General features: G+C 71.6%; 21 protein-coding genes. 20 read left to right on the plus strand and 1 reads right to left on the minus strand.

Annotation, left to right across the window (positions count from 1 at the left end; genetic code table 11):
• Position 1: 1 nt before the first annotated feature.
• The 13 genes from IW245_RS36225 to IW245_RS36285 are packed head-to-tail and all read left to right on the plus strand — an operon-like array spanning position 2 to position 9,723.
• Complete coding sequence (locus tag IW245_RS36225) at positions 2–1,666, plus strand: terminase large subunit domain-containing protein (RefSeq protein ID WP_197007586.1); 1,665 nt, start codon at positions 2–4, stop codon at positions 1,664–1,666.
• 10 nt (positions 1,667–1,676) lie between these two features.
• Positions 1,677–3,107, plus strand: a complete 1,431-nt coding sequence (locus tag IW245_RS36230; RefSeq protein ID WP_197007587.1) for a phage portal protein — start codon at positions 1,677–1,679, stop codon at positions 3,105–3,107.
• On the plus strand, positions 3,104–4,087 hold the full coding sequence (locus IW245_RS36235) for a VG15 protein (protein WP_197007588.1): 984 nt from the start codon (positions 3,104–3,106) through the stop codon (positions 4,085–4,087). The genes IW245_RS36230 and IW245_RS36235 overlap by 4 nt, the downstream gene beginning before the upstream one ends.
• 53 nt (positions 4,088–4,140) lie before the next feature.
• The gene (locus IW245_RS36240) at positions 4,141–4,755 is read left to right on the plus strand and encodes a hypothetical protein (protein WP_197007589.1); all 615 of its coding nucleotides are present in this window, start codon (positions 4,141–4,143) and stop codon (positions 4,753–4,755) included.
• The gene (locus IW245_RS41230; protein WP_197007590.1) at positions 4,752–4,949 is read left to right on the plus strand and encodes a ribosomal-processing cysteine protease Prp; all 198 of its coding nucleotides are present in this window, start codon (positions 4,752–4,754) and stop codon (positions 4,947–4,949) included. Before IW245_RS36240 ends, IW245_RS41230 begins: the two co-directional genes overlap by 4 nt.
• A complete protein-coding gene (locus IW245_RS36250; RefSeq protein ID WP_197007591.1) occupies positions 4,946–6,238 on the plus strand; it encodes a major capsid protein in 1,293 nt (430 codons plus the stop codon). Before IW245_RS41230 ends, IW245_RS36250 begins: the two co-directional genes overlap by 4 nt.
• 14 nt (positions 6,239–6,252) lie before the next feature.
• The gene (locus IW245_RS36255) at positions 6,253–6,462 is read left to right on the plus strand and encodes a hypothetical protein (RefSeq protein WP_197007592.1); all 210 of its coding nucleotides are present in this window, start codon (positions 6,253–6,255) and stop codon (positions 6,460–6,462) included.
• Positions 6,440–7,063, plus strand: a complete 624-nt coding sequence (locus IW245_RS36260; protein ID WP_197007593.1) for a hypothetical protein — start codon at positions 6,440–6,442, stop codon at positions 7,061–7,063. The genes IW245_RS36255 and IW245_RS36260 overlap by 23 nt, the downstream gene beginning before the upstream one ends.
• Positions 7,064–7,065: 2 nt before the next feature.
• Positions 7,066–7,446 (plus strand): phage tail fiber protein, encoded by a 381-nt coding sequence (locus IW245_RS36265; protein ID WP_197007594.1) that lies wholly within the window; start codon positions 7,066–7,068, stop codon positions 7,444–7,446.
• Between the two features lie 2 nt (positions 7,447–7,448).
• Positions 7,449–8,504, plus strand: a complete 1,056-nt coding sequence (locus IW245_RS36270; RefSeq protein WP_197007595.1) for a hypothetical protein — start codon at positions 7,449–7,451, stop codon at positions 8,502–8,504.
• An 11-nt stretch (positions 8,505–8,515) separates the two neighbouring features.
• Positions 8,516–8,914, plus strand: coding sequence for a DUF6093 family protein (locus IW245_RS36275; protein WP_197007596.1), 399 nt, complete (start codon positions 8,516–8,518; stop codon positions 8,912–8,914).
• Positions 8,915–8,935: 21 nt separating this feature from the next.
• Positions 8,936–9,334 carry a hypothetical protein gene (locus IW245_RS36280; protein ID WP_197007597.1) on the plus strand — a complete coding sequence of 133 codons (399 nt, stop codon included), beginning with the start codon at positions 8,936–8,938 and terminating at the stop codon, positions 9,332–9,334.
• Positions 9,331–9,723, plus strand: a complete 393-nt coding sequence (locus IW245_RS36285) for a hypothetical protein (protein ID WP_197007598.1) — start codon at positions 9,331–9,333, stop codon at positions 9,721–9,723. Before IW245_RS36280 ends, IW245_RS36285 begins: the two co-directional genes overlap by 4 nt.
• Here the strand turns inward: IW245_RS36285 and IW245_RS36290 are convergent, their stop codons facing one another.
• Positions 9,724–9,888, minus strand: coding sequence for a hypothetical protein (locus IW245_RS36290; protein ID WP_197007599.1), 165 nt, complete (start codon positions 9,886–9,888; stop codon positions 9,724–9,726).
• Between the two features lie 81 nt (positions 9,889–9,969).
• Between IW245_RS36290 and IW245_RS36295 the strand changes: the two genes are divergently transcribed.
• The 7 genes from IW245_RS36295 (at position 9,970) to IW245_RS36325 (ending at position 16,738) form a co-directional block, all read left to right on the plus strand.
• On the plus strand, positions 9,970–10,305 hold the full coding sequence (locus IW245_RS36295; protein WP_197007600.1) for a hypothetical protein: 336 nt from the start codon (positions 9,970–9,972) through the stop codon (positions 10,303–10,305).
• Between the two features lie 224 nt (positions 10,306–10,529).
• A complete protein-coding gene (locus IW245_RS36300; RefSeq protein ID WP_197007601.1) occupies positions 10,530–11,009 on the plus strand; it encodes a phage tail tube protein in 480 nt (159 codons plus the stop codon).
• Positions 11,006–11,536, plus strand: coding sequence for a hypothetical protein (locus IW245_RS36305; protein ID WP_197007602.1), 531 nt, complete (start codon positions 11,006–11,008; stop codon positions 11,534–11,536). Before IW245_RS36300 ends, IW245_RS36305 begins: the two co-directional genes overlap by 4 nt.
• A 95-nt stretch (positions 11,537–11,631) precedes the next feature.
• Positions 11,632–11,892, plus strand: coding sequence for a hypothetical protein (locus tag IW245_RS36310; protein WP_197007603.1), 261 nt, complete (start codon positions 11,632–11,634; stop codon positions 11,890–11,892).
• A gap of 19 nt (positions 11,893–11,911) precedes the next feature.
• Complete coding sequence (locus IW245_RS36315; RefSeq protein ID WP_197007604.1) at positions 11,912–14,761, plus strand: phage tail tape measure protein; 2,850 nt, start codon at positions 11,912–11,914, stop codon at positions 14,759–14,761.
• A 13-nt stretch (positions 14,762–14,774) separates the two neighbouring features.
• Positions 14,775–15,602, plus strand: coding sequence for a hypothetical protein (locus tag IW245_RS36320; RefSeq protein ID WP_197007605.1), 828 nt, complete (start codon positions 14,775–14,777; stop codon positions 15,600–15,602).
• 2 nt (positions 15,603–15,604) lie between these two features.
• Positions 15,605–16,738, plus strand: coding sequence for a hypothetical protein (locus IW245_RS36325; protein ID WP_197007606.1), 1,134 nt, complete (start codon positions 15,605–15,607; stop codon positions 16,736–16,738).
• Positions 16,739–16,747: the final 9 nt, after the last annotated feature.

A 16,747-nucleotide genomic window follows, 5' to 3' on the forward strand; every position in this document is an offset into this window, starting at 1 on the left:
CGTGGCGACGTTCATGGTTCCGCCCCCGGACCCGACGCCGTGGCCGACGCTCGGTCCGCAGATCTGCGACCTGATCGAGGCGCGAGCCGTGCATGGCCCCGGCGACCTGCGCGGGCAACCGGCTCGGGTCGACGCCGAGACCCGCGCGCTGATCTACCGGATGTATGAGGTGCACCCGCGAGGGCACCCCCGCGCCGGCCGGCGGCGGTTCAAGCGCGTCGGGCTGTCGATGCGAAAGGGCAGCGCGAAGACCGAAAAGGCTGCGTGGGTGCTATTCGCCGAGCTTCACCCTGAGGGGCCGGTGCGCTGCGACGGGTGGCGCGAGGTCGATGGTGTCTGGCAACCGGTCGGCCGCCCGGTCGTCGACCCGTACATCCCGATGATCGCCTACACCGCCGACCAAGCCGAGGAACTGGCGTATGGCGCGCTGCTGGTGATGTGCACCGAGGGGCCAGACGCCGATCTTTTCGACGCCGGACTCGCACGCATCACCCGCGCCTACGGCGATGGCAAGGCCGAGGCCCTGGCGTCCTCGCCGAGCGCCGCCGACGGTGCGCGCACCACGGCTCAACATTTCGACGAGACGCACCGCCTGATCCTGCCCCGGATGCGAGACGCCCACCAGACGATGCTGGCCAACATTCCGAAAAGGACGTTGGCTGACGCCTGGTCGTTGGAGACGACGACCACCTACGCCGAGGGCGAGGGCAGCGTTGCCGAGGGCACGCACCGCTACGCCGAGCAGGTCGCCGCCGGCAAGGTGCACGACAAGACCCTGTTTTTCTTCCATCGGGAGGCCGCCACGCGGGCCGGGGAAGACCTGGCCGACCCCGCCCAGATCGACGCCGCCATCCGCGAGGCGTCCGGCCCGGCCCTGGCGCTGTGGCCGGATTTCGACGGCCAGGTCGAGGCCATCGCCAGCCTGTACAACCAGCCCGACACCGACCGGGCGTACTGGGAACGCGTGTGGCTCAACCGGCGGGTCAGCTCGGCCCGGCAGGCGTTCGACGTGGCCCGCTGGCGAGACCTGGCCCGGCCCAACGTGCGAATCCGCGAAGGCGAGCCCATCGTGATCGGGTTCGACGGCGCGCGCTGGCGCGATGCCTGCGGGGCTGTCGCCACGCACATCGAGACCGGTTACCAATGGCCCCTCGCACTGTGGGAACGCCCGACCGGCCTGTTGGTGGGGCACGAGACCGACCCGGATGTCTGGGAGGTCACCGACGACCAGGTCGACGGCACGGTCGCCGACGCGATGGCCCGGTACCGGGTCCTCGCGCTGTACGCCGACCCGCCGAGGTTCGAGGCCAACGTCGCGAAGTGGGCCGGCCGGTTCGGCGACCACCGGGTCCTGGAGTGGTACACCAACCGGCCCAAGCCGATCGGTGTGGCCATGCGGGCGTTCAACACCGCGATCACCTCGGGCGAGTTGACCCACAGCGGGGATGCCGACTACGTCCGCCACATCGGCAACGCCCGGCGGGGCGACCTGCGGGTCCTCGACGACGACGACACGCCCCTGTGGACCATCTACAAGCCCCGGCCCGACAGCGAGCAGTACATCGACCTCGCCATGTGCGGCGTCTTGAGCTGGCAAGCACGCCTCGACGTGCTGCGGCGCGGCAACTGGCAGCGACCCACCGGAAAAATGATCATCATGCGCTAGGGGGTGGCACGTGCCGCTTGCCCCCGAACATCAGCTCGCCCGACTGGTCGCCGAGCACCAGCGCGACCTGAGGCAGTTGCGGGAATTCGCCGACTACTACGACAACGACCCGCCGTACGCCTACATGGTCCCCGAGCTGATCGCCGAGCTTGGCGACCGCCTGCAACAGCTCTTGATCAACTGGCCGCGCCTGGTGGTTGACACCGCCGAGGAACGCGCCGACGTGTTGGGCTTCCGTGTCGCCGGGGTGCCGAAAGCAGACGGCGACCTGTGGGACATCTGGCAGGCGAACAACCTCGACGAGGCCAGCAGCCAGGCGCACACCGATGCGATGGTCATGGGCCGCGCTTTCATGATCATCAGCGCGAACCCGGAACCGGACCGGCCGCCGCTGATCACCGCCGAATCCCCCCTTGAGACGCACGCGATCCTGGACCCGGCCACCCGTCGGGTCACCTCGGCGTACAAGGCATGGACCACCGACGGCGACGGCGACGGGCCGCCGGTGGAGCACGCGACCTTGTACCTGCCGAACGAAACCCGTTGGTACGTCAAGACATCGGGCGGCGAATGGGTCGATGACCCCGAGTTCGAGGCGGACGAACACCAGCTCGGCCGGGTGCCGGTCGTGCCGATCGTCAACCGGCCTCGGTTGCGCCGGCCGCTCGGCCAGTCCGAGTTGGTCGACGTGATCCCGCTGGTGAACGGGGCCAACAAGATCGGCACCGACATGATGACCTCGGCGGAGTTCCACAGCATGCCGCGCCGGTGGGCACTCGGGTTCGGCCCCGAGGATTTCCAAGACGCCCAGGGCCGGCCGGTGTCCACCTGGTCGAAGATCGCCGGCCGTATCTGGGCGTCGACCCGCACGAGGTCCGAGGGTGCCGAGGTTGGCCAGTTCCCCGAGGCCGATCTCGCGAACTTCCATTCGACGTTGCGGGCGTTGGCCACCCTGGTCGCCAGTCTCTACGGTCTGCCCCCGACCTACATGGGTTTGAGTTTCGACAATCCACCGAGCGCGGATGGCGTCCGCAGCCTGGAAGCCCGGTTGATCAAGCGCGTCGAGCGCAAGTCACGGCCGTGGTCGGGGTCGCATGAGGACACCATGCGGTTCGCCGACCGGTTCGTCACCGGCGTCTGGCGGCCCGAGCTGGTGCGCCTGGAAACGATTTGGCGCGACCCGGCGACGCCGACGCGTGCCCAGGCGTCCGATGCCGCCGTGAAGCTCTACACCTCCGGCATCTCCACCAAGAGGCAGGCCCGAGAGGATGTTGGCTACACCGTCGAGCAGATCGACCGGATGGAAGCCGACGACGCCGCCGCCCTGGCTTCCGACCCGATCGGGCAGATGACCCGGGCGCTTTCCGCAGGCCAGGAAGGGGCTTCGGCCCCCGGTTCCGCCGGTTCCGGTAGCACCGGAAGTGCAGGCGGCACCGAGTGAGCGTCGTCGCCGTCGCCGAGTCCCACTACCGCCGCCAGGTCGCCCTAGCGCGCCGGGTGGCCGAGGAGTCGGCGGCGGCATGGCGGACCCTCGACCCGCTGCGCCTTGACGCCTCGTGGGCCGCCGAGTCCGACCGGCTGCTCGCCCTGGTCACCGGCGGCCAGGCCCTCGCCGCCGCCGACGCCGACGGCTACGTCACTGCCGCCCTGTCCGCCCAGCACCTCGACCCGGCCGCCGCCGGTGCCGTCAACGCCCGCAGCCTGGCCGGCGTGGCGTCCGACGGGCGCGGCCTGGCGACCCTGCTGTACGAGCCGGTGATCGCCGTCAAGACCGCGTTACGGCCGGCGGGCGGGCGGGGCGCGACCGTCGAGAAGGCCATGACCCTCGGCATGCTGCGCCTCGACACCATCGTCCGCACCCAGCTCGCCGACGCCGCCCGGGTGGCCGTCGGCGTCGGCGTGGTCGCCCGCCGTTCCGCCGGGGGCTGGGTGCGGATGCTGTCTACCCCGTCGTGCGCCCGGTGCATCGTGCTGGCCGGGAAGTTCTACCGGTGGAGTTCCGGTTTTCTGAGGCACCCCCGGTGTGACTGCCGGCATATTCCGGCGGCCGAGAACACGGCCGGGGACCTGCGCACCGACCCCGGGAAGTACTTCCGGTCGCTGCCGGAGCCCGAGCAGAACAAGCTGTTGGGCCGTTCCGGCGCGCAGGCGGTGCGCGACGGCGCGGACCTCGCCGCGGTCGTCAACGCCCGCCGGGGCATGACCACCACCGCCGCGTTCGGCCGGACGTTCGCCACCACCCGCGAGGGCACCACCCGGCGGGGACTGTTCGCCGGCTACACCACCGACGACCAGGGCCGGCTACAACGCCGGACCGGGCCGCCGCCGCGCTGGCGGCTGATGCCCGAGCAGATCTACACCGACGCCACCGACCGCGACGACGCGATCCGGCTGCTTCGCCATCACGGCTATCTGCGCTGAAACCCCGGCACCGCAACGGATGCCGGCATCCTCGACCCGCAACGGGAGCACCCTTGAACACCTCGACTGTCGCCGACTGGTTCCGGCTCACCCGGCACGACGCCCCCGCCGACACCCCGCCGGCCCCCGACCCGCAGGTCGACGACGACCCGGCCGACGGCGACGACGCGGCGGTCGACTGGCAGGCCGAGGCCGGCAAGTGGAAGAAGCTCAGCCGCACCAACGAGCAGCGTGCCAAGGACAACGCCGCCGCCGCGACCCGACTGGCAGAGCTTGAGGCCGCCCAGCAGACCGACGCCGAACGGCTCACCCAGCGCGCGGCCGACGCCGAGGCCCGAGCCCAGGCCGCCACCGCCCGCGCCGTGGTCGCCGAGGTGAAAGCCCTCGCCGGCATGTTCGCCGACCCCGACGACGCCGTTGCCCTGCTCGGCAGCCTCGACGGCTACGCCGATGCGGCTGGCGACATCGACACCGACGCCATCGGCGCCGACCTGGCCGACCTGCTCGTCCGCAAACCCCACCTCGCCAAGCCGGCCGGGCCGCGCACCCCGCGCCCGGACCCTGGCGTCGGCTCGCGCGGGGACGCCCCCGAGGTCGACTACCGCACCGCCGCCCCGGCCGTGTTCGCCGACGAGCTGGCCAAGTACGGGCTACGGCCCCGGTCGTGATCCGGGTCCGGGCCGAACTCGGCGACGGCCGGACCGTGATCGAGGTCGACGGGCACGAGCAGCACGCCGCCGACGGGGTGGTGTGCGCGGCGGTCTCTGCGATCACCCAAACGGCGTTGCTCGGCCTGCTGGCCGTCGCCGACACCCATCCCGACCTCGTGACGGTCGACATCACCCACCTGGAGCAACCTTGAACACCAGCCCCCGGCCGGCATGGTTCCGGCTCGGCCGCCACGACGTGCGCTCGACGCTGCCGGCGCCACTGCGCGCGATCATGCAAAACGGCGTCCTCGACCGCGTGTTCCTCGACGCGCTGCTGCCCGACTTCCTGTACCCGGCCATCGCCGACAGCGAGCCGTGGGCCGGCGGCTTGGGCGACACCAAGACGTTCACCCGCACCGGCCTCATCGCCCCGAACCCCGTGCCGATCACCGGTTCGGACCCGACCCCGCACACCTACGGCGTTGAGCAGTGGTCGGTAACGATGGATCAGTACGGCGACACCATCGACACGAACCTCCTGCACTCCGCGATGACCCTGGCGTCGAAGTTCCTGCGGGACGTGCAGACGCTCGGGATCAACGCGGGGCAGACGCTCAACCAGATCGCCCGCGCCCGGCTCTACGCCGCGTACGGCGGCGGCCGGACCTGGGCGACCACCGCGCAGGGCTCGGCCTCGACCACGTGCGTTGTCGCGGACGTGTCCGGGTTCCTGTCCGTGATGGTCAACGGGGTACCGGTCGCGGTGTCGCCGACGAACCCGCTGTCGGTCACCGTGGCCGGGGTCGCCAACACCGTCACGGCCGTCAACGTCGGCGCCAAGACCCTGACCCTGGGCACCGCCGTCACGCAGGCGATCGGTGACGCCGTGGTCGCCGCGAACGCCCCGGTGTCGGTACGTCCCGGCAGCAAGGCCACAGCGTTCAACCTCACCGGTTCGGACGTGGCGACGTTCAAGCTGTTCCGGGCGGCGGTCACCCGGCTGCGCAAGCAGAACGTTCCGAGCAACGGCGGCTACTACACCGCGCACATCAGCCCGGACACCGAGGCGGCGCTGTTCGACGACGCCGATTTCAAGCAGGCCGCACAGGGCCGGGTCGACTCGCCGATCTACCGGGATCTGTCGATCGGTCGTTTCGGTGGTATCGACTGGGTGAGGAACCTGGAGTCGCCGACCGTGACGGTGGGGTCGGTGACCGTGCAGCGGCCGATCGTGACCGGCGCGGGAGTCCTGGTCTCGGCGCCGTTCGAGGGCATGGGCTCGCTACTCGCCGGGACCGGCACCGAGGACGTGCCCGACATCCGGATGATCGGCCCGGCCACCGGCGCGCAGGTCGCGCTGATTGTGCGCCCGCCGCAGGACCGTCTCCAGCAGCAGGTGTCAACCACCTGGTCGTGGGTTGGTGACTTCGGCGTCCCTTCTGACTCGGTGACCGGCGACTCCGCGCAGTTCAAGCGGGCCGTCGTCGTCGAGCACGCCTGACGGGGGTGGTGTCGATGCGGGTCACCGCTCGTGAGGCGTTCTCGGCCTACTTCCAGTACCAGGTGCACCAGCTCGCCGCCGGGCAGCAGGTCGACGGGGACCTCGCCGACTACCTGCTCGCCTCGGGCGCGCCGGTGGACCCCGAGGGCGGCGACCAGCCTCGGCGGCGGGGCCGTCCAGCCAAGGACAAGGAGTCTGCCCGTGCTGCCCCTGGCGACGGCTGAACAACTCGCCGCCCGGCTACAGCGGGACCTTGACCGGGCCACGGCCGACCAGGCGCTCGCCGGGGCCTCGGCCCTGATCCGGGCGATTGCCCGCCAACGGCTCGACTACGCCGCCGACGACACCGTGATCCTCGTCGGCGGCGAGCGGGTGCTAACGCTGCCAGAGCGGCCGATCGACGAGACCGTGCCGTTGATGGTGGTGGAGCTGGCCGACTGGGACGGCGCGGCCGACCTGGTGCTCGTCGCCGGCCGCGACTACGTGCGCACCGGCGACCAGCTCACCCGAGGCTGGCCGGCCTGGTACGCAGGCGCCACCCGGTTGCAGGGCTGGCCGTACCACCGGCCGCGCGGCATCTGGGCACCCCGGGTCCGGGTCACCTACTCCCACGGACACCTGGTCATTCCCGACCACATCGTCGCCCTGGTCCTCGATGTCGCCCAGGGCTACTACCTCAACCCGGACGGCCTGAGGTCGCGGTCGATCGACGACTACAGCGAGACCTACGCGACCGAGACCCTGGGCGCGCCCCGGGTCGAGGCCATCCGCAACCAGCTCGCCGCCACCGGCACCCGCCGGGGCACGTTCTCGATTCGGGGGTGACCATGGCCGGCAACCTCACCGACGCCGCAGAAAACGCCGTGTTGAACTGGCTGTCGGGCAACACCACCACCGCGCCGGTCGGCCCGCTGCGGGCCGCGCTGGTCACCGCCGCCGGCACCGACGGCGCGCCCGGCACCGAGCTGGCCGGCGGCGGCTACAACCGCCAGACCGTCACCCTGACGGCCGCGCCCGGCCCGATCTCAAACACGACGTTGCTGCGCTGGTCGAACCTGCCGGCGGCAACCGTTGTCGGCGTCGAGGTGTGGGACTCGGCCGGCACCCCGGTGCGTTGGTGGTACGGCCCGCTCGCCGTGTCGCGCACCGTGTCGGCCGGCGACGCCCTCGAATTCGCGGTCGGCGCGCTGACCCTCGCCCTGGACTAGCCGTGACCACCCTCGTGTGGAACGCCGAGGGCGCGCCGGCCAGCGGCACGGTCATCACGGTCGGCAACTCCGGCGGCGGCTCGGGCACGCCGTTCGACGCCGTGCAACAGGGCACCGCAGCCGTGTTGCAGTACGACGCCGCTACGGCCGCCAACGGCACCTACTCGTTGCGGTGCGCGACCGGCGGCACGTCGGCCATGAGCTACGTGCGCTGGACAACCGCCGTCGGATCGATGGCGAGTGCGGCCGGCCGGTTCTACCTACGCTTGTCGGCCCTGCCGTCGGCGACCCGATCGATTCTCGCCCTGCACGCCGCCGGCCTGGCCAGCGACCGGGCCACGTTCGCCCTACTGACGACCGGCGCGCTCAGATTGAGGAATGCCAGCGCCGCCACGGTGGCCACGTTCACGAACCCTTTGGCGCTGGGGACCTGGTACCGGGTCGAGTACCTGATCGGCGCGTCGGCGGCCGGCATGTGGGAAATGCACCTCTACGCCGGCAACAACACGGCCGCCATCGAGGACATCAACGGCGGCGCGGCCACCTCCAATTTCGGCGGCCCGGTCGGCGCGGCCTCGTTCGGCTACTACACATCGGCCCCGTCGCTGCCCGACATGTGGTTCGACGGCCTGGCGCTCGGCGACGGCGGCGCGCTGTTTGGCCCCGAGACCCCGGCGACCACCTGGCAGGGCGCGGCCACCCTCGCCGGTGCTGCCGACGGTACCGCCACCGGCAAGCTCGTCACCCCGGGCGCCGCCGCGCTGAACGGCTCGGCGTCGCTGTCCGCCGCCGAGCGGTCCGTCGCCGTCGCCGGTGCCGGACTGTCCGGGGCGGCGACGTTGCTGTCGACCGGCCGCACCGCCGTGACAGCGACCGCCGGGTTGTCGGGCGCGGTGCTGTTGACGGCCGCCGGCACCGTCGCCGTCCCGGCCGCCGTAGCCCTGAACGCGGCCGGCGTCGTGACCGCCGACGGCACCGTCCCGCCCGGCCGCATCGTGCACCGCCCCGCCATCGGCACCGTCGCCCGCCCGTCGACCGGCATCGTGCCCCGCCCGTAGGGAGGTGCCTGATGTTGCTCGACCAGCTACTCGCCCGGGGCCGCGCGCTCGCCGAGGCCCTGATGGTCGACGCCTGCCGCATCCGGCGCCGCACTGGCGCGACCACCGACCCGGCAACCGGCACGGTCACCCCGACCTGGATCACGGTCTATGAAGGGCCGTGCCGGTTCCAGCAGGTCGGCCGGCTCGGGCAGCGCGCCGACGTGGCCGAGGCATCCGTCGTGCTGCTGCGCGCCGAGGTGCACCTACCGCTGGGGCCGACCGTCGGCCTGGCCGTCGATGACGAGATCGAACCGACCCGCGCCCAGTTCGACCCCGACCTGATCGGCCGCGTGATGCGCGTGCACGACCTGGAGCACAAGACGGCCGCGACCGCGCGCCGGGTGCAGACCGTCGAGACGACCGGATGACCCGGCCGGGACGGGGGCACAGTGGGTGATGAGTTCGAGGTGACGGTCACCGGGCTAGGCGAACTTGACGTCACCCTCAGTCGGGCGGCGTCGCGGGCGCTGCCCGAGACCGAGGCCGTGGTCACCCGGACCGCCGAGCTGGTCACGCAAGGGTGGCGCGCCCGGTGGGCCGGCATCGGTCACGCCCCGGCGCTCCCGGCCGCCGTCGGGTTCGACCTGTACCACCTGCCCGGCAGCGTCCGCGCCCGCATCGGCCCGGACAAGAACGCCCGACAGGGCGCGCTGGGCAACATCTTCGAATACGGCACGGTCAACAACCCGCCGATCCCCGGCGGCGCGCCCTCCCTCGACGAACAGGCCCCCGCGTTCGCCTCGGCGCTCGACGCCCTGGCGGCGCGGCTGGTGGAGGGGGACGCATGATCGCCGAGCACGCCGCAGCGGTCCTCGCGCTGCTGCGGGCGGTGCCGGGCTTGGTCGTGCATGACGGGCAGGTCCCGCCGGGCGCGGTGCCGCCCTACGTCGTGGTGTACCTGGTCGGGGCGTCGACCGGGCCGACGACGCTGGCCGGCCGCGCCGAGCACGCCACGACCCGCGCCTACTGCCACGCCGTCGGCGCGAACGCCGCCGCCGCGCGCATCGTCGCCGACCGGGTGGCCGGTGCGCTGCTCAACGCCCGGCCCGTGATCCCCGGTTGCTCGGCCGGCCTCATCCGTCACGAGCAGTCGCTACCGCCGCAGCGCGACGAGTCGACCGGGGTGCTGTTGATGGATGCCGTGGCGGTGTACCGGTTCGATAGCCACCCGGCGTGATCAGCCGCTGATCGGCTTTTTCGGCAGGACGTTCCACACGAGCACGCCGACGCCGACGCCGACCAACGCCAACGTGATCGGCGACGTCGCGCCGAGTTTCACCGCGACGGACATGGCGACGAACACCGCCACGACGGCGGCTACAAGCCTTGGACCTCGATGCATGCCCGTCACTGTACCGGCACATCGCCGCTGGTCACTGCCCACCTGACGGGCGAATTTCCCTAGAACCTTGGAGGCCGCGCGATGGCGCTGCTTGTCGTTTCCGCCGTCCCGGCCGCCGGTCGGGCAATCAACTTCCTGCCGGTGTCCATCTCGGACACGGTGGCCGCCGTCGACATCGCCGACCGGGGCGTCGTGTTGCACGTGCGCAACGGCGCGGCGGCCCCGATCACGGTCACGGTGTCCGACCCCGGCCGCACCCCCGCCGGCAATGCCCCGACCGTGCCCACGGTGTCGGTCCCAGCGTCCGGCGAGCGGCAGGTCCTCGTGACTCGCGCCAACGTCGACCCCGCGACCGGGCTGGCCACGGTCACCTACTCGTCGGCGACCACCGTCACCGCCGACGCCTACCGGTACTAGGGGGCGTCGTGCGCTGGTGCGTCATCCGCCACCCCGAGCGCCCCGAGCTGGGCGCGGCCGTGATCGCCGAATGTTCTCTGTCGCTGTATGAGCCCCTGGGCTGGGCGCGGGTGTCGGACTGGTCGAGGGACCGCGATGCCCTGCGCCTGGCCGATCATCCCGCCCCGGCCCCGCCCGCCCCGCCGTCCCGCGCGGCCGGTCGCACCCCGAAGGAAGTGAAATAGATGGCTGTTGTGATCATGGACGGCAAGACCCGTGTCTCGTGGCTGGTCGCCGTCGCCAACACCGCCGCGCCCACCGTCGCCGAGATGGCCGGCGGGGTGAGCCTGGAGACCGCGTTCACCCCCGACGGCCTCGACATCAAGGTCACCACCGGTCGCAAGGACACGTCGAACCTCGCGTCGCGCCGTAACTCCGAGCGGGTGACCCGGATCAGCTACGCGGTCGCGGGCACGTTCTACCGCGACGACACCAACGACATCGCGTGGAACCTGCTGCCCTACGGGGCCAAGGGGTTCCTCGTGGTGCGCGAGGGCATCGACCGTGAAACCCCGTGGGCGTCCGGTCAGCGGGTGCGGGTGTTCCCGTTGGAGGCCGGCGAGCCGAACCCGGTCAAGCAGACCCCGGAGGAGCGCTGGACGTTCGACACCGAGTTCGCGGTCTGGGCCGGTGAGCTGGTCAACCAGCGGGCGGTGATCGCGTGACCGAGTTCGCCGACATCCTGGCCGTCGCCCAGCGCCCGGCCACCTCCGTGCCGCTGTGCCTGCGCGGCGACCTGGTGGCCGAGTTCCGCGCCCTCGAACGCGATCTCGAACAGGCCGACCGGCGCGCCCCGAGCCTGGCCGAGGCGTCCCCGGCCGCCGTGATCGCCGCGCGCATGAACGCGCTGCGGGAACAGATGCTCGCCGCCACTGTGGCGTTTCGCCTGGAGGCCATGCCGCCGGCCGCGTGGTCGGACTTCCTGGCCACACAGCCCGCCAAGTCCAAGGACATCGACGAGGACGCGTTCAAGGCGGCCTGGTACGCATGGGTCTGCCAGCTCGTCGCCCACACCTGCACCGACCCGGTGATGACCGCCGAACAGGTCGACCAGCTCGTACCGCGCCTGTCGGGCGAGCAGTGGGCGCGCCTGTCGGACACGGCCTGGTCGATCAACGCCAGCGAGGTCAACGTCCCTTTCAGCGTCGCCGCCTCCGTGCTGCTTCCGGAAGCCAACTCCGCGCAGAAGTAGAGGCGGCGCGCGCCGTCGGGACCTCCCGGTCGCGCCTGCTGGGCCGGCCGGCGCGGCAGGTCACCGAGCACGACTTCGACGACGCCGGCCGGCTGGTGCGCTCGACCACCACCACCGACCCCGATTGGCTGCCCGAGGACCGGGGCCTACTGCTGGCGCTGCTGGCGGAAGAGGCCGACACGTGCGCCGGGTGCGGGCACCCGATCGACGAGTGCCGCGACCCGGCCAACGCCGGCCGGTACGAGGTCGTGCAACAGATCTGCCAGGCGTGCCGCGTGACGGCCGCCCAGCTCGACAACGACGCCGAGAACGGCAACCCGCCCCGTGGCCTCTACACCGGGTCCCGCCTGACCTGACCTACGGGGAGGTGCCGGCGTGGCTGAACGCACCGTCACCGTTTCCCTGATCGCCAAGTTGCAGGGGTTCACTCCGGCACTGGTCGCCGGGGGCCGCACCGTCCGGGAGTTCCGGGGCGAACTCGACCAGCTCGCCACGAAGCACCGTTCCGGGTTCAACGACCTGACCGTCGCCGCCGCCGGGATGGGTGCAGGGCTGGCCGGGGCGTTCATGTACGCGACTCGGGCCACCGCCCAGTTCGACAAGCAGATGTCGGAAGTCGGGTCCGTCGCCGACGCCACCGGCGGCCAGCTCGACCAACTGCGCCAGTCCGCTTTGCAAGCCGGCAAGGACACCGCCTACAGCGCGACCGAGGCCGCGAGCGCGGAAGCCGAGCTAGCCAAGGCCGGCATGAGCACGGCCGACATCCTCGGCGGCGGCCTCACGGGTGCACTCGACCTGGCGGCGGCCGGACAGATGGACCTGGCCGACGCCGCCACCATCTCCGCGCAGGTCATGAACGTCTGGCACCTGCGCGGAGACCAGGCCGCCCACATCGCCGACGTGTTAGCCGCCGCCGCCAACAAGAGCGCGGCCGACATGCACGGCCTCGGTATGAGCTTCGAACAGGTCGGCCTGGTCGCGGTTCAGGCCGGCTGGTCGTTCGAGCAGACCACGGCAACCCTCGCCGCGTTCGCCGACCGGGGGCTCAAGGGGTCCGACGGGGCGACCTCGCTCAAGACGGCGTTGACGGCGCTCATGGCCCCGACCGACAAGTCCCGGGCGCTCATGGCCGCCTACGGCATCGAGGTGTACGACGCCGCCGGCAAGATGCTCGACAACGTGGGCATCGCCGGCCAACTCCGCCGCGCGCTGGCCGGGGTGTCCGACGCCGAACGCAACGCCGCCCTCAGCACAATTTTCGGGTCGGACGCGATCAGGGCCGCCAACGTGTTGTTCGACCTAGGCGAGGACGGCGTACGCAAGTACAACGAGGCCGTCGACAACCAGGGCGCCGCCGCCAAGACGGCCGCCGAGAAGACGAACAACTTGTCGGGTGATGTCGAGCGGCTGACCGGTTCGTTGGAAACGCTGGCCATCACGTCGGGCAGTTCGGGGACGTCCGGGCTGCGGGTGCTGGTGCAGGCCGCCGACGCCCTGGTCACCTCATTCGCCACCGCCCCGCCCGCGATCACCGGCACGTTGACCGTGCTGGCCGGGGTGGCGGGTGCGGCGATCCTGGCCGGCGCGGGTGTCGCCCGGATGCGCCAGTCGATCGCGGACGCCACCGACGCCCTGGACCGTATGGGGCCGGTCGGGCAGAAAGCCGGCGTGGCGCTGTCGTTCACCGCCAAGTGGGCTGGCCGCGCCACCGTCGCGTTCGTGGGCTTGCAGATCGTCAACGCGATCGGTACCGCGATGGCCTCGGCCGCCCCGGATGTCGACCAGCTCACCCGCTCCATGCAGAAGTTCGCCGAGACCGGCGAGAAGTCCGGCGAAATGGCCCGGTTGGCGGGCAAGGATCTCGACCAGTTCGCCGACGACATCAAGTGGTTCCGCACCCAAGGCGGGCTGCACGGCGTCGAGCAGGCCGTCGCCATCGAACCGGGGTTCATGGCAGCGTTCGACGGCTCGGTCACCAAGGTGTTGGAGCGGGTCAAGGCATGGGACGCCGCCCTCGCCCAGATGGCCAAGAGCGGCCACTCCGCCGAGGCCGCCCGCGTGTTCGACCAGCTCGCCGACGCCGCCGCCCGCTCGGGCGTCAAGGTCGACGACCTGCGCTCGTACATGCCGGCCTATACCGCCGCCGCCGAGGACGCCGCCAAGGCCACCGACGCGGCGGGACTGGCCGCCCAGCGCGCCGCCGCCGAGCAGAAAGAGGCCGCCGACAAGGCGAACCTCCTGGCCGGCGGGTGGGCTGCCGCGGTCGACAAGGGCAAGTCGTTGGCCGACGTGTTCGACTTGTTGAACGGGAAGGCGATCGGCTGGGCCGAGGCCGAGCTACGGGCGCAAGAGGCCGCCGACAAGCTCGGGCAGGCGCTCGACGGGTCGAACGGGTCGTTGGACATCCACACCAAGGCCGGCCAGGACGCCAAGGCCGCGCTGCTGGATCTGGTCAAGGCCGATCAGGCGGCGATCCAAGCCAAGTACGACGAGACCCAATCGGTGACCGAGGCCAACGCGCTCTACGAGCAGTACCGGGCCGAGTTGTACCGGACCATGCGGCAGGCCGGCCTGACCAAGGATGCCGCCGAGGCGTTGATCGCAACGTACTTCCGGATGCCGCCGGCCGTGGCCACCACCGTCACCGCGCCGGGCGCCACCACCGCCCACAACCAGGTGGCCGACCTCGACCGGCAGATCCGGGCACTGACCGACCGGCAGGTCCGCATCGACGAGTCCGGCGCGCCCGACGCCGAACAGCGCATCCGCCGCTTGCAGCAACAGATCGACGCGCTGCACGACAAGCAGGTCACGCTGACCACGATCATCTGGGAACAGCGGCGCTACAGCTCGTCTGACGAGTTCCAGAACGAACACGGCTACCGGTGGGGCGGCGTGACCTACGCCGCGACCGGGGCGTTGCGCGACGCCAACGTGTACGCCGCCGGGGACAAGCCCACGTATGGGTTCGCGGAGAAGTCCACCGGGGGCGAGGCGTTCATCCCGCGCCTGGGCGACCTGCAACGGTCGCGGGGCATCGCCGAGCACGTCGTCCGCCGCTGGCTCGGCGGCACCGTCGCCTGGAACGGCGGCGGCATGGGCGGCGGGGGCGGCAGCGTCGAGACCCTGGCGCCGCTGGTGCTCAAGGTCGACATCGAAACCATCTGGCAAGGGCTGCTGCGGTTCCGGCGAACGGCCGGCAAGTCGGCCCTCGGGCTCGGGTGAGGGGGCGGACACGATGGCCCTACGTGTGGAGATCGCGTTCGCCTCCCCGCCCGACAGCACTTCGCCGACATGGGTGGACGTGTCCGAGTTTCTGCGGCCCGCCGACGCGCCCGTCACCATCCAGCACGGCCGCAGTACCGAACTCGACGAGATCGAGCCGTCGCGGGCGTCGTTCGCGCTCGACAACGGCGACTTGCGGTTCACGCCCGGCAACCCTATGAGTCCGTACTACCCGGGGGTGAAGGCCGCGCGTCAGGTGCGGATCTCGACCACGGCCGGCGGGCAGACGTTCGTGCTGTTCACCGGCTACCTACAGCCCATCGAGATTGGCGCCTGGACCGAGACCGACCGCGCCGGGGTCGTGCAGTTCACCGCCGTCGACCGCCTTGCGCGACTCGACCGGGTGCGCCAGGCCGAATCGACACTCACCAGCCACGTCGCCGGGCGCGGCGGCAGCGCGCTGGTCGCGTACTACCCGCTCGGCGAGCCGTCCCAGCCGGTCGGTTTAAGCCACGTGCCGGGCGTCGCCGACCTGGTGTACGCCGACAACCTCGACCCCGGCGACCAACTGGGCGCGCCGCTGCTCACACCGGCCGCCGGGACGCCCGCCCCGGGCGACGAACTGCGGCCGGCCCTGTTCACCTGGGCGACGGCGCGCACGCCCGCCAACGTCGCCTATCCCGACCCGGGAACGGCCACCCTCACCCTGTCCATGGACGCCGCCCCGTTGATCCTGCGCCCCGGGTACACGTTGAGCCTGGTCGCCTGGACCCGCCTCGGCGTCGACTTCTACGGCGACCGTTCGGAATACGGCGGCGTGACGCTCGATAGCGAGGTGTAGTCGTGAGCGTCTGGCTTGGTAACCGGCTGTTCTTCACCAAGCGGCCCGACGGCCGCTACCGGGGCGGCCTGATGACGGACGGCGGCGCCACCTTCGCCACGGGCCTTAGCTCCAACGCGGTCGGCGGCGACCCGGCCGCCGTGATGGTGCGCTACGTGTTTGGCGCGTCGACCGTCGACCTGTGGGTCAACAACGTCAAAACGACGTTCACGCTCAACGCCGCGCCGCCGACCTTTCAGTTGCCGTTCGATCGTCTGCAACTGGGCAATTTCGCGCTCGGGTCCATCTGGCATGTCCAGATCTACCAGGCGCCCACCGGGGCTGGGTTCGAAGAGTCCGACTACCTGGCACAGCTCGCCGTGGGCACGCGTCCGCTCGGCCCCCAGACGGTCCGCGACCGCATCGCTTCACTGGCCGACATCGCCGCCATCCCCGCCGCGAGCTTGGTTCTCGACCCGGCCGCGCGCACCCCGATGCCCACCGCCCAGGTCGCCGGCAACAAGGTGGCCGACCTGATGCGGCTGTCGGCGAACACCGACGGCGGCATCCTGTTCAGCGACGGCGCCGGCCGCCTGGTGCTGCACGCCCGCACCCGCCGGTACAACCAGCCGGTCGACGCGACCATCTCGTACCGGTGGTTGTCGCAGCCCTTGAGTTGGCGCGAGGACACGCCGACCAACGACGTGACGGTGCAGAGGCCCGCCGGCCCGCCGGGCAACGCCGTCAACGCCGCCAGTGTCGCAGAGTTCGGCACCTACCCGGCGACCGTGCTGGTGGACACCACCTGTGCTCCGGACCTGACCAACCGGGCCGCGTGGATGACCCGCACCTACGCCCAACCCCGGGTGCGCTGTCCCCAAATCACCCTCGACCTACTCGACCGCACCGAGGCCGAACGGGCGTTGATCCTGGCCCGCGCCATCGGCGACCGCATCGCCCTCACCGGCGTACCCGCCGCGTGGCCGGCCGGCGCGTCGAGCCTGATCATCGAGGGCATCCGGCACGTCATCGACGGCGACAGCCACGTCGTCATCTGGAACACCTCGCCCCTGCTGGGCACGACACCGGCCACGCCGCCGGCCTGCCCCGCCGTCGGGTCCGCGACCGTCGGCCCGTCGACCACCATCCAGTTCTAGGCCCGGAGG

This window comes from Longispora fulva (genome assembly GCF_015751905.1).
Taxonomy (GTDB): domain Bacteria; phylum Actinomycetota; class Actinomycetes; order Mycobacteriales; family Micromonosporaceae; genus Longispora; species Longispora fulva.